Consider the following 12,236-nt stretch of genomic DNA (forward strand, 5'->3'; position numbering starts at 1 on the left):
GTTCGATAATAAACTTAACAGGTACCATAGGCAACCAAGCATTGTGAATATTTAATGAAGATCTGAAGAGGGTGATCGAATAAGCGATCACCTAGTCACACTACTTACCTTTGCAAAGCTCCAGTTTGACCTGATGTTCTTTCATTAATTCCGTGATTTCTAAGGGGGGAGTCAGATCCGTGAATAAGGCATCAACTTGTGTGAGGTTGCCAAGTCGTACAACGGCGTTGCGGCCAAACTTTTCACTGTCAGCTGCTAGAAAAACGCGCCGAGAATTGCGAATAATACTTTGGGCGACACGTACTTCTTGATAATCATAATCGAGCAAGGAACCATCTACGGGGTCTATCCCGCTAATCCCAATAATGCCGTAGTCCACGCGGAATTGATTAATAAAGTCTATGGTTGCCTCTCCCATAACTCCGCCGTCCCTTGAGCGCACAGTTCCGCCAGCAATGATGACGTTAAAATCGTCCTTCGAACATAGTATTGTCGCAACATTCAGATTGTTAGTGATAACTTGTAAGCCTTCATGATTCAGTAAGGCTTTGGCCACTGTTTCTGTTGTTGTCCCAATATTAATAAAGAGTGAAGCGTGGTTAGGGATTTGAGCGGCTATGCGTTTTGCTATTTGCTCTTTTGCACTGTGTTGCAACACTTGGCGTGTTGCATAGGATACATTGGTGGTGCTTGAGTCATAACTTGCACCTCCATGATGCCGCCTTATTTTGTCCGTTTTAGCGAGGTTGTTAATATCGCGACGAATGGTTTGCGGGGTGACGGAAAATTGCTCAGCAAGTTCATCAATACTCACATATCCACGCTTTTTAACGAGGGTCATTATTTGTTCTTGACGGGTTAGTTGCCCCATAAAGACGGTTACTCCATTGGTTTCTACTTGCTTAATAGAGGTGCATTGGTTTTTAATATAAATATTCGAATTTGAATATCAATGTTCAAAAATAATAATGAGCATCTTTCTGGGTGCCAACGACCTATAAAAGAGAATACATCATGTCACATTACATTCTTGCCATCGATCAGGGAACCACAAGCTCAAGAGCTATTTTATTTGATGAGAGAGGCCAGCGGATAGCGCAATCTCAACAGGAATTTAAGCAAATATTCCCAGATGATGGGTGGGTCGAGCATAACCCAGAAGACCTTTGGACCTCTACTTTGTCTGTCTGTCGCTCTGTCATAGAGGATACAGGGATTGATGCGCAATCGATAGCCACCATTGGTATTACTAACCAAAGAGAAACAACAATTTTATGGGACACTGAAACAGGTGAGCCTGTTTATAATGCTATTGTTTGGCAAGACCGCCGCACCAGTGAATTTTGTCAGCAACTTGCTGAACAAGGCTATAGCGATATGGTGCAAGAAAAAACTGGCTTGTTAATAGACCCTTATTTTTCTGCCACTAAAATTCGCTGGATTCTAGACAACGTGGATGAAGCGAAAGAAAAAGCTCAAGCCGGTAAGTTAGCTTTTGGTACAGTCGATACCTTTTTGCTTTGGCGACTTACCAATGGACAATCTTACAAAACAGATGCAACCAATGCTGCACGTACTATGGCGTTTAATATCCATAGTCAAGAGTGGGATCAGGAGCTGATTTCTCTACTAGGTATTGGCGATGTGAAAATGCCGGAGGTTATGGATTCTAGTGCCGATTTTGGTGTGATTGACCAAGCTTGGTTAGGGGCTGAAATTCCAGTGAATGGCATTGCTGGTGATCAGCAAGCTGCTTTAGTAGGGCAGGCATGTTTTGATCCGGGGATGGTGAAGAGCACTTATGGTACAGGTTGTTTCTTAATCCTTAATACTGGCGACAAAGCGATTAAGTCAAATCATAAGCTACTGACTACCGTTGGATATCGCATCAATGGCAAAGTGACCTACGCCCTAGAAGGCAGTATTTTCGTAGCGGGGGCCGCCGTGCAGTGGTTACGAGACGGACTACGCTTGTTTGCCGATGCGAAAGAAACTCAATCGCTTGCAAAAAATGCCAAAAATGACAGTTCGGTTTACCTTGTCCCTGCTTTCACAGGATTAGGTGCACCCTATTGGGACCCTGATGCGCGTGGTGCAATGGTCGGGCTTACCCGCGACACCAGTGTGGAAGACATTGTAAGCGCAGGCTTGCGTTCTGTTTGTTATCAAACAAAAGATCTAGTGCGCGCGATGCAACAAGATGGCGCGGAGTTCCAGTCATTACGTGTCGATGGTGGCATGGTTGTGAATGATGTTGTTATGCAGTTCTTAAGTGATATCTTGGATATGTCAGTGGAACGACCTGTTATTACCGAAACAACAGCATTAGGGGTGGCCTTCCTGGCTGGGTTACAGCAGGGCATATATGAGTCATTGGATGATGTGGCAAGCTTTTGGCAAGCCAATAAGCGTTTTAACGCTGAGCTAGATAATCAAGATAGAGAGAATCTTTATAAAGGGTGGCTAGGAGCTATTGAACGTGTTCGTACTCGAACTTAATGTTACAGCTTGTGTTTCTGACTTGAAAAGTGGTTTTGTTATCAGTTAAATTTAGTGTTTACACAATTTTGAGTGTTGCCAGCTAATATTGTCTGGTAATTAGGATACTTAGATGACAAAACTGTATGCAGAAGTCAAAGCAGAAGACTTTATGACGTTTGGTGGTGAAAGACCAAGTTATTTGCAAATTGAAGATGCACTCATGGCCTTAGGTGGCCATGGAGTGTCTGGTAATCAGTACAAAAATGAAATGGTAAAGCTTGCGGGTTGGACTGGTGGGGCTCTCACCACCTACGCTCAACGGCCAGAAGTCGCTCAAGCTGCATTTAATAAAATTCGATTAGTATTGCCTAAGGTTAAAAAGCCTGAAAGCTTAAAAGCCTACTTGTTAAAGACGCAGAAATCTTCTTAGCCTTAAACAAACAATTGGGTTGCGATCCTTTTGATTATGAGGTGATTTTATTCCGCATCGGCAATGACATTTATGCCGTACTCTTCATCAAGAATACGGCCAATAACATTACTGCCTGCAAGGTGATGAGCGTATTGCATATGTAGGCAGCGTACTTGATCCCAGTTGGCTATACCGCCAATACCTAGTTTTTCAAATAACGGTTTGAAGCCTTTCTCTTCAATAATAACTTTATGCTCAGGGCTCATAACTTCCCAGCGACGTTGTATATAATCTCTGTGAGAAGCATGATGGGCTTCTCTTAATTCCTCATCATCTTTAATGCGCTGTTCAAGCTCTTTTACGACTCCTTGGCTTTCGATTTTTGCTAAAGCCTTATCAATCGCTTTACTGGAGAGCCAGTATAGAGTGGGGAAGGGTTGATTAAACACCCAAGTTTCCATTTCTAATACTTGTGGAATACCGTTTGGGGAGTAGTGTGCAATGGCACTGATACCGCTTGGGGTACGACCAAGTTGTGAAGTGATAATATCAAGGTCGTGTTGAGCAATAGCTTGAGTCATAAGAAGGTGTCGTTTAGTAATCGAAAGAGAGAATGAGGTTTATGCGCTGAAAGCAGGGAAGGAGGCGGCGAACTTCTGAATCCACTCGGAAGCGGCTTCGTTATAATTTAAACGGCGACCTTCATTTTTTGCGTTTCTTCGATAACTCTCAATATGAGATAGTTGTTCAACCATACGGACCGAGTAGCAATCTTCTTCGGAAGGAAATTCAATTGCAATTAAATAGCCGCTATCTTGCTGTTGACACCAAGCAACCCTACCACGAACACAAAAGTTGGGATCGATTTCTTCTAAAGTAATTTGTACTGAACGTCCAGAGTCAAAAGCATCATGAGTCAGATAGGTAATTCCTACGAATCCTAGTCTATCTTTGCTAATAGGAGGAAAAGGTTGGTCCTCTATAGCAGTGACGTTTAAAGGAAGTTCATTTGGGTGTTCAACAAATTCCATCGAAACGAGCCATTTTTATATTTAGATAATATGCTTATCGGCCAATTTGGCTGAGTGTTTAAAAAAAGAATGCGAATTGTACGCTTTTTGTTCGTCCTGTACAGATGAAATTGCCGAACTGAGCCATCATTTTCATAGATTTCACTTATATTAAGCCTCTAAATTAGTTGCCTGGTTAATGAAGACATAAACCCATGTTCGTTTACTCTTCACCGGCCTCCTTTTGGAGCGCATAGCATAATTTACCAAGCAATCTTAATGCCGAATCTGTGTAATTATCCCAATTTAGTGCATAGTTTAAACGAAAGTGGTGTGGGTATTGGTCACTAAAGCTGAATGCCGCACCAGGTAGTATGCCAATGTTATTAGCTAGCGCTGAGCTGTGTAAAGAAAGAGCGTCTATACCTTGCGGTAATGTGACCCATAGAATAAACCCGCCTTTGGGAGAGGAAGCATGAGTGCCTGTGGGAAAGTATTCAGTAATGATTTGTTGGCAATGCTTTAGATTCTCTTGATAGGTTTGTCTCGTTTTTCTTAGGTGTCGATCATAGGCGCCATTTTCTAAAAAATTAGCAATGGCTGTTTGAGTAAGAGTTGGAATTGCTAAAGACTGTGCGTACGCCAAGTGATTCACCTTGTCTTGATAAGTGCCTGCCAAGATCCAACCAATCCTAAAACCAGGAGCAATGCTTTTTGAAAAGGAGCTACAATAGATCACGTTATAGTTTGTATCATCTGCTTTTAATGCGCGCTCACGACGTTGGCTGTAGCCTAGTTCGCCATATACATCATCTTCAATAACAACGAAATCATGTAGCTCTGCGAGCTTTAGTAATGATTGACGGGCAGCTAGATTGAGTGTTGCTCCTGTAGGATTTTGATTATTAGGTGTCACAATACAGGCTTTAATCTCTGTATTTTTGGCCTGTTCAGATAGGGTGTGTAAGTCAATACCTGCTTGGCTGGAGCATGGGATTTCAATGACCTTAAGCTTTAAAACTTCGATGGCTTGAAGTATGCCATGATAAGTAGGGCTCTCAATTGCAACAGTATCCCCTGGTTGCGTAATGGCTTGCAAAGCAAGTATCAGAGCGTTTTGACAGCCTAGGGTAATCAAAACATCATCAGGCTGTAACTGACAGCCCGCATCTAACATGCGAATGACAATCTGCCTACGTAAAGCTAATGAGCCAGGAGTGAACTCATAAGCCGCACAAATTTCAGGCTCTAAGCGCATTAACCGGCCTACAGACCTCTGCAGTTGGCGAATAGGTAAGAATTGACTATTGGGAATAGCCGCGCCAAATTGAATGATGTTTTCGTCTTGCGAAGCATGCAATAAACGGTGCAAAAGGGAATGGATGCTTGAATCATCCATTTCAAGGTCCAGTTTGTTTCTATGATCATGAGAGGGCTGATGATCTTGGACAAAATACCCCTTTTGAGGTCGCGCTTTTATAATGCCTCGATCCTCTAGCAAACTGTAAGCTTGTAAGACGGTAGCGACACTGACTTCAAGTTGCTTGCTGGATTTTCGTACAGATGGGATTTTAGTGCCAGCCGGAAATACTCCTTCATGAACTTGTTGTTCTATTGTATCGGCAATTCTTTCGTAAAGAGGTAAGTCCATAAAGTTGAAGTCAAACATGCAATCTAAAAAGAAACAATTTACCAGATCACAGAATTGAAAGAAAACCGAATCATAATGATAGCGTTTAAAAGGGGGGTATCAAAACGGAGAAGACCTAGAAATGAGTTGTTCGCGTGATTCTCAAGTGTGATATAAAATGCAAACAAGGATGCTTTATAAGGGAAATGTAAGTTTTCGCTCAAGAGCGAGAAAATAGGCTTATTTAGTGAAAGAGTTCTTAATGCTCTAAGCTGAACATATGTTTTATTTACTTCTGATTTGAAGGTTAAGTTATGTCACTGTCCGTTATACAGAGAATTGTATTAGGTTTTACTTGTTTGGTTGTGTTACTACTGTTAATCACAGCGTCCGGTTTCTTTGGAATTTCGAAGTTAGAGTCTCGTTTAAAAGTGGTTACGGGGGAAGTCACAGACCTTGTGGCTTATAGTAACCTCCTCAGTGAAGAACTATCTCTATTAAATACTTCCATGCTGCAATACTTGCTGAGTAACTCTCCTGACTCATTACAGAATCTCGAATCTTCTTTTCAGGAGCATAGGGGCACTTTGCAAAAAGTATCTGATGATTTAGCTGAGTTGGTGGAAGGTCAAGAAATTATGACTGACGCGCTTGCCACAATTCAGAACGAAGCGAGAGTGTTTTTTGCCAATACGGACACTGCCTTTCAAAACCATAAACGCATGCTCGAGATAAACAGTAATATGCAGTCAAACAAAGTTGACTTGAAAGACTCACTAAGCTTTGCTGTGGAAGATCTAGCCTACCTCGAAGAGGATGGTGAAAGTTCAGAAACTCGCTTTGCTGCAGCCTATTTGCGTAGCCAAATGGAAAGCTTACAGGTCACGGTCAACGACTATTTTGATGAAACTGATTTGGCTCTGTTAGCCAATTATCGTGAAAGCATGAATGCAGTTATTACTAATATTCAGTCGAAACAGTCTGACATGAATGACGACAATATTAATGAGCTGATAACGGAAGTAGAGTCAGGTGTGTCTTTAAATGATGGGACGATTAGCCAATTCTATGAATATCATGAGCTAAAAGCCGAATCAGAGCGAACTGCGCAGCTTTTGGCAGAAAGTGCAGATAACATTAAGCAGCAAAGTGCTCAATTATTAGCGCAAGCAACAGCGATTCGCGAAGCAGCAGAGGAAGAAGCCAGTAATGTTGCAAGCCTGTCTGTGACAACTATGGGAGCGGTGTCTTTGGTTTCCGTTGTCATTGCGGTACTTGTGGCAATTTGGGTGAGTAAAAGTATCCGTCGTCCACTTGGTGAGGTGATGGCGGTTTTGGCTGAAATTGCTAAAGGTGACTTTACTCAACGTAGCCAGGTTAAAACTAAGGATGAGTTTGGCGAGTTATCTAAATGGGTCAATGATCTCGTTGAGAATCTACAGGGGCTCATAAAAAGTATTAACCAAACGGCTAATCAAGTTGCCGAGTCAGCGCATGAAAATGTTCAGCGCTCCGGAGGCTCAAAAAAATTAATGTCTTCTCAAAATGACCAAACTACTAGTGTTGCATCCGCCATGACCGAAATGGTTGCTACCGTACAAGAAGTTGAGAAAAGTACAGAGGTGACATTCCATCAGATACAGTCGGTTGATCAAAGAGCGACTGAAAATAGATCTAAAATGGAAGCTAATATACAAGAAGTTGAAGTATTGGTAGAAAAAATTGAACACTCGGTTGAAGTGGTTAATCAGCTTGACGAGTATTCACAAAACATTGGCCGTATTTTGGAAGTCATACAGGGTATTGCTGAGCAAACCAACTTATTGGCTCTGAATGCGGCGATTGAAGCCGCCCGAGCAGGGGAGCAAGGCAGGGGGTTTGCCGTGGTTGCAGATGAAGTGAGAACATTGGCGACTCGGACCCATGACTCAACGGAAGAAATCCAAAACGTGATAGGGCAGTTACAGAAAGGTGTGAAAGAAACGGTAGTTAGCATGGAAGCATGCTGTAATAGTGCTCACTCAAGTGTTGCTGAAACACGTATGGTCGGCGAGTCTCTTGCAGAGCTGCAAGAATGTATGCAGGAAATTCGAGACATGAGTACGCAAATATCTACTGCTGCGGGTCAACAGTCTGTTGTTGCTCAAGATATAAACCGCAGTATTCATGATATCTCTTCTATGTCTGAGCAAGCCTCAGACAGTGCGGATCAAAGTGAACAATCGAGTACTGGATTAGCATCGTTAGCTAGCCATCAAAAAGACTTGTTAAGTAAGTTTAAAGTTTAGCGACGACGTAAATGCATTTTATTAGCGTGAAATGGTGTAAAATATCACTATCTTGATAACTTTGGAGAAATAAATGTCGATTCAAGTTGGTGATATGCTACCTAACGGTCAGTTTCAGGTGATGGGGGAAGAAGGCCCTGAAATCATTGATATGACAGAGTTTTTTAGTGGTAAACGAGTATTGATGTTTGCTGTACCTGGGGCTTTTACACCGACTTGTAGTGCGAGTCATTTACCTGGTTATGTGGTGCATTACGATGCTTTGATTGAGAAAGGCTTAGATGACATCGTTTGTCTAACCGTTAACGATGTTTTTGTGGTCAATGCATGGGCGCAAGCGCACAATGCTGAAAACTTAGTTATGGCTTCAGACGGCTTAGCTGAACTAACCTGTTCTCTGGGTCTTGAGTTGGATATATCTGCCGCAAAAATGGGCGTCCGTAGTTTACGTTACGCCATGCTAGTAGAAAACGGTATCGTTCAGCAATTGTGGTTAGACGAGCCGGGTGAGTTTAAAGTCAGCTCAGCAGAATACGTGCTGAGCCAGCTGTAAGAACGAATACGGAGAAAGAGCCCAACAAAAAAGTTGGGCTCTTTTTTAAAGTTATTTACTAAGTAGCTTGGTTACTGTCTCTGAAACGTGTTCAGCTCCTTTTAGAATTTCTTCGATAATGCCAGAAGCATTGCCAATCAGTTGTGCGTTATTACTTGAGCTTTCGCTTACCTTGTCCATACTGGCCTTAGCTTGTCGAGTCAGCTGACTGTTTTGTGCCACCATTTCTTCAATCTCAACCGTAGAGCGGCTTGTGCTAGCGGCAAGCGAACGCACTTCGTCAGCCACAACAGCAAAGCCACGGCCATGTTCACCTGCTCGTGCGGCTTCTATTGCAGCATTAAGAGCCAATAGATTAGTTTGGTCTGCAATAGAACTGATAGTGGTAACAATCTTGGCAATGTTCTCAGACTGAGCGTTTAGCTGCTCGATTAAGGTAGTGGAGCCTTGAATGTCAGTGACTATCTGGTCAGAGGTAACCACAGTTTTACGAAGAATCTCAGCTCCATCTATCGATGCTTGAGATGTCTCAACAGAGGTTGAGTGCGCAATCTCTGCCGCATGCTGAATGGCTTGTTGCTCAAGAATGCGCTGCGTAATGTCTGCAGCCACTTTTAGCACTTTTATAACTTGACCATCCTCGTCGAAGATAGGATTGTAAGTGGCTTCTAGCCAAATGGTTTTACCATGCTTGTCAATCCGCTCAAACTGGCCTGACTTATAATCACCCTTGGCAAGTTCTTGCCAGAAGTTTGGGTTTGCTTGATAAAAAGCGTCATCACAGAACTTTTTGTGGTGCTTACCAATAATTTCTTCTTTTTGATAGCCGACAGTAGACAAGAAGTTTTTATTGGCTCTTAAAATAGTGCCATCTGGCTCAAACTCGATAATTGCAGAAGATCGATCAATCGCGTCATATACAGCCTGCTGCCTATCTGATAACAGCTTAGCTTTAGTTATATCGGAAGCGATTTTTACCACTTTTACAATTTCCCCGTTTTCTTCTATCGGAAAGTAGGTCGCCTCTAGCCACAATAAAGAGCCGTCTTTTTTCTGTCTTAAAAAAGTGCCTTGCTGGCTTTCTCCTTGAGCCAACCGTGGCCAGAAATTTTTGTAATCTGCACTCTCAGCCACTTTGTCTGGACAAAAAAGACGATGTTTTTGCCCTTTAATTTCTTCTAAAGCGTAACCGGTAGTCTTCAAAAAGAGAGTATTGGCTTCGAGAATCGTGCCATCAGGTAAAAAACTGATCGTGGCACAGAACTTTTTCATGGCTGCAATTAGAGCGCTGTCTTCAGTGCATTGTTTATTTTCTTTTGAGGTTTCTTGGGTGGCTTTACGGTTACGAAAAAGCATACATGAGTACCATTTCCTATAAATCTGTAGGCTTTACCCTACAATGATAAAAATGTAACTATATACTGTTTATTTATTAATCTATGTTAAGTTTTGTATCTGGGTGCACATATAGTAGTATTTTAATACTTAATTGGTTTTGTATGATTTCATTGTCTTGGCCAATCCATCTCAAGGTTATTAGGAGAGCACCCAATCTATGGAAGTTGTTTTTAACATTACCGCACCTATTTTTTTATTGATCTTGCTCGGTTTTATCTCTGTTAGGTTCTCATTGTTATCATCAGAAGCACTACCCTTATTGAGCCGTTTTGTAATTTACTTGAGCCTGCCGAGTCTTATTTTTACTAAATTGTCTAGTTTGGACTTCAAACAGCTTGTGAATGGCGAGTTCGTTTTTGTATATGCTTTCGGTGCTCTACTGTCTTTCTTTTTAACGACAGTGATTTGTCGGTTCAGTTTTGCAATTAACTGGAGTAAAGCGGGAGTACGGGGTGTAGGTGGCAGTATGTGTAACAGTGCTTTTATTGGTTTGCCTATTCTTATTCAGTCGTTTGAGCACCCTCCAACACAAGCCTTTGCTATGGCGTTAATGGTTGAAAATATCATTTTGCTGCCCATTTTTCTGATTTTTATTGAGAGCACAAACCGGGATCTCCATGAGTCCAGCAACTATTGGCACATTATGAAAACGGTTGGTGGAAGAATCTCTTCGAACCCATTGTTGTTGTCTGTAGGAAGTGGTGTTTTATTTTCTTTATTTGGTTGGCATTTGCCCTCTTTCATGGAGCGAGGGCTCTCTATTTTAGGTGGAGCAGCTTCTCCCACAGCGTTAATCATTATCGGTGGCGCTTTAGTTGGTGTATCTATTCGTGGCGAGCTAAAGCAAATTTTCAGTGTTGCCGCTTTGAAGTTATTAGTCTTTCCTGTCATTGCAATGGGGCTGCTGCTATTAACCCCCGACTTGCACGACGACTTGAAGTTGGCTGTCATTATATTGGCGGCTATGCCTATGTTTACCTCTTACCCTATTATCTTTGGCGAGTACGGTGAACGTGCCTTCTGTGCAAGTTCCTTGTTGGTTACTACAGTGCTATCCTTTTTCACGCTAAGTGCCTTACTTCTGTTTTGGCTTTGAGCCGGTGTAATATAATGGGCGGATTTTATAGAGGATCGAGAATGTCAAAAATTATTGTGTTAAATGGCCCCAACTTGAATTTGCTCGGAACTCGTGAGCCTGAGCAATATGGTTATGAGACTCTTGCCGATGTAGAAGAGCTGTGTCGCCAAGTAGCGAGTCAACATGGTTATGAAACCCAGTGCCTACAGTCAAATCATGAAGGGGTTTTAATTGATGCGATTCATGAAGCTGGCCAACAAGTCAAAACAGGGGAGGCGCTAGGTGTGGTGTTTAATCCGGGTGCCTATACTCATACTTCTATTGCCTTGCATGATGCTATTAAAGGGGCGGATGTGCCGGTTATTGAAATCCACATTTCCAATGTGCACGCACGAGAAGCATTTCGCCATCATTCTTATATTTCCCCTGTGGCCCAAGGCACTATTGTTGGCATGGGAGTAAAAGGTTACGAACTTGCGATCTTAGGGCTGATAGCCAAAAAAGCTTAAACCTATCCAGCCCTACTGGGCTGGATACTTCTCAGAATATGTAATTAATGGCTAGAGAATAAGCGAACTGCCGCGATCGTTGTCATTACTCTAATAAGCCATTTAACTTGACTAAATTTCAATTTGTTCACTGTCCAGTATCCAATTAAGCAACCGACTAATAATCCTGGTAATGCTTGAAAGCTGTAACCCAAGCTTTGAGAAGACAATAAACCAATGCTATAGAAGAGCGGTAACTTGGCGAGGTTTATGAAAAATATGCACCAGACTCGGGTAGCGATATAGTCTCGTTTAGGTAGATTTTGAGCCATAAGGTAGAGGCTAAATAATGGCCCTGCGGCGTTGGAAATCATACTGATAAACCCTGCGAACGCCCCTAAAACGCCCCCTGTCGTTTTATTTTTCATAAAGCGAGTGTCGTGGAAGTCGAGCCATATTCCTAGAACCAACATACCAACAATAATAATGCCTAAAATGGTGTTAAAAGCAGAAGCGTCAATGCTTGCTAATAGAAAAGTACCTGCAAACACGCCGGCTAAGGAGAGAGGTAGCACCTTCGCTAGAGTTTGCCAGTGAATACCTTTTCGATAACTTATGATGGCCAATATATCAATAATAATGTTAATTGGGATCAGAATGCTAAGCACTTCCGGGCCAGGGAAAACAACCATGAGAAGGGGCAGAACGAGTAACCCCATACCTCCAATAGAAAACTTAGAGAAGCCTGAAATTAGGCCTGCAAGCAGCAAGAAAAGCAATGTGGAATCCATGTGTTAAACCTCCTAGAGCTAGCAACCTGAGAGTCATTTGGCTTGTGGCTGTTACTGACTCTCGGTGGGCTGTGTAAGTAGTGTATAGTATACCTTTTATACAATGT

Annotated in this window: 12 protein-coding genes; 6 read left to right on the forward strand and 6 right to left on the reverse strand. The window is 42.3% G+C overall.

Going from position 1 to position 12,236, the window contains the following annotated elements:
* Positions 1-100: 100 nt before the first annotated feature.
* The gene (locus ACYVGZ_RS09045) at positions 101-871 is read right to left on the reverse strand and encodes a DeoR/GlpR family transcriptional regulator (protein WP_460754247.1); all 771 of its coding nucleotides are present in this window, start codon (positions 869-871) and stop codon (positions 101-103) included.
* A gap of 143 nt (positions 872-1,014) precedes the next feature.
* Here ACYVGZ_RS09045 and glpK point away from each other — a divergent pair, with 143 nt between their 5' ends.
* Both glpK and ACYVGZ_RS09055 read left to right on the forward strand, forming a co-directional pair.
* Positions 1,015-2,499: a glycerol kinase GlpK gene (glpK, locus tag ACYVGZ_RS09050; RefSeq protein WP_460754249.1), complete on the forward strand. Its 1,485-nt coding sequence runs from the start codon at positions 1,015-1,017 to the stop codon at positions 2,497-2,499.
* 112 nt (positions 2,500-2,611) lie between these two features.
* The gene (locus tag ACYVGZ_RS09055) at positions 2,612-2,911 is read left to right on the forward strand and encodes a hypothetical protein (RefSeq protein WP_460754252.1); all 300 of its coding nucleotides are present in this window, start codon (positions 2,612-2,614) and stop codon (positions 2,909-2,911) included.
* A gap of 47 nt (positions 2,912-2,958) precedes the next feature.
* Here ACYVGZ_RS09055 and ACYVGZ_RS09060 read toward each other — a convergent pair whose 3' ends face one another.
* From ACYVGZ_RS09060 to ACYVGZ_RS09070, 3 genes are all read right to left on the reverse strand, one after another.
* On the reverse strand, positions 2,959-3,474 hold the full coding sequence (locus ACYVGZ_RS09060) for a DUF501 domain-containing protein (protein WP_460754254.1): 516 nt from the start codon (positions 3,472-3,474) through the stop codon (positions 2,959-2,961).
* Between the two features lie 39 nt (positions 3,475-3,513).
* On the reverse strand, positions 3,514-3,924 hold the full coding sequence (locus ACYVGZ_RS09065; protein WP_460754257.1) for an energy transducer TonB: 411 nt from the start codon (positions 3,922-3,924) through the stop codon (positions 3,514-3,516).
* Positions 3,925-4,126: 202 nt separating this feature from the next.
* Complete coding sequence (locus ACYVGZ_RS09070; protein ID WP_460754260.1) at positions 4,127-5,554, reverse strand: aminotransferase-like domain-containing protein; 1,428 nt, start codon at positions 5,552-5,554, stop codon at positions 4,127-4,129.
* A 293-nt stretch (positions 5,555-5,847) separates the two neighbouring features.
* Between ACYVGZ_RS09070 and ACYVGZ_RS09075 the strand changes: the two genes are divergently transcribed.
* On the forward strand, positions 5,848-7,821 hold the full coding sequence (locus tag ACYVGZ_RS09075; RefSeq protein ID WP_460754263.1) for a methyl-accepting chemotaxis protein: 1,974 nt from the start codon (positions 5,848-5,850) through the stop codon (positions 7,819-7,821).
* Between the two features lie 73 nt (positions 7,822-7,894).
* Entirely contained in the window at positions 7,895-8,374 is a 480-nt protein-coding gene (locus ACYVGZ_RS09080) for a redoxin family protein (protein WP_460754266.1), read from the forward strand.
* Between the two features lie 51 nt (positions 8,375-8,425).
* Here ACYVGZ_RS09080 and ACYVGZ_RS09085 read toward each other — a convergent pair whose 3' ends face one another.
* Complete coding sequence (locus ACYVGZ_RS09085) at positions 8,426-9,730, reverse strand: methyl-accepting chemotaxis protein (RefSeq protein WP_460754268.1); 1,305 nt, start codon at positions 9,728-9,730, stop codon at positions 8,426-8,428.
* Positions 9,731-9,929: 199 nt separating this feature from the next.
* Between ACYVGZ_RS09085 and ACYVGZ_RS09090 the strand changes: the two genes are divergently transcribed.
* On the forward strand, positions 9,930-10,868 hold the full coding sequence (locus tag ACYVGZ_RS09090; protein WP_460754271.1) for an AEC family transporter: 939 nt from the start codon (positions 9,930-9,932) through the stop codon (positions 10,866-10,868).
* 41 nt (positions 10,869-10,909) lie between these two features.
* Positions 10,910-11,359: a type II 3-dehydroquinate dehydratase gene (gene aroQ, locus ACYVGZ_RS09095; protein ID WP_460754274.1), complete on the forward strand. Its 450-nt coding sequence runs from the start codon at positions 10,910-10,912 to the stop codon at positions 11,357-11,359.
* Between the two features lie 44 nt (positions 11,360-11,403).
* Here aroQ and ACYVGZ_RS09100 read toward each other — a convergent pair whose 3' ends face one another.
* Positions 11,404-12,129: a sulfite exporter TauE/SafE family protein gene (locus ACYVGZ_RS09100; protein WP_460754277.1), complete on the reverse strand. Its 726-nt coding sequence runs from the start codon at positions 12,127-12,129 to the stop codon at positions 11,404-11,406.
* Positions 12,130-12,236 lie beyond the last annotated feature (107 nt).

The organism is Marinomonas epiphytica (assembly GCF_054780655.1).

Bases quoted from the DNA above. Each gene is read 5' to 3' on its own strand.
- ACYVGZ_RS09060 (WP_460754254.1), bottom strand. From the start codon at position 3,474: ATGACTCAAGCTATTGCTCAACACGACCTTGATATTATCACTTCACAA.
- ACYVGZ_RS09100 (WP_460754277.1), bottom strand. From the start codon at position 12,129: ATGGATTCCACATTGCTTTTCTTGCTGCTTGCAGGCCTAATTTCAGGC.
- ACYVGZ_RS09080 (WP_460754266.1), top strand. From the start codon at position 7,895: ATGTCGATTCAAGTTGGTGATATGCTACCTAACGGTCAGTTTCAGGTG.
- ACYVGZ_RS09075 (WP_460754263.1), top strand. From the start codon at position 5,848: ATGTCACTGTCCGTTATACAGAGAATTGTATTAGGTTTTACTTGTTTG.
- ACYVGZ_RS09070 (WP_460754260.1), bottom strand. From the start codon at position 5,554: ATGGACTTACCTCTTTACGAAAGAATTGCCGATACAATAGAACAACAA.
- glpK (WP_460754249.1), top strand. From the start codon at position 1,015: ATGTCACATTACATTCTTGCCATCGATCAGGGAACCACAAGCTCAAGA.
- ACYVGZ_RS09045 (WP_460754247.1), bottom strand. From the start codon at position 871: ATGGGGCAACTAACCCGTCAAGAACAAATAATGACCCTCGTTAAAAAG.
- ACYVGZ_RS09055 (WP_460754252.1), top strand. From the start codon at position 2,612: ATGACAAAACTGTATGCAGAAGTCAAAGCAGAAGACTTTATGACGTTT.
- ACYVGZ_RS09065 (WP_460754257.1), bottom strand. From the start codon at position 3,924: ATGGAATTTGTTGAACACCCAAATGAACTTCCTTTAAACGTCACTGCT.
- ACYVGZ_RS09090 (WP_460754271.1), top strand. From the start codon at position 9,930: ATGGAAGTTGTTTTTAACATTACCGCACCTATTTTTTTATTGATCTTG.
- aroQ (WP_460754274.1), top strand. From the start codon at position 10,910: ATGTCAAAAATTATTGTGTTAAATGGCCCCAACTTGAATTTGCTCGGA.
- ACYVGZ_RS09085 (WP_460754268.1), bottom strand. From the start codon at position 9,730: ATGCTTTTTCGTAACCGTAAAGCCACCCAAGAAACCTCAAAAGAAAAT.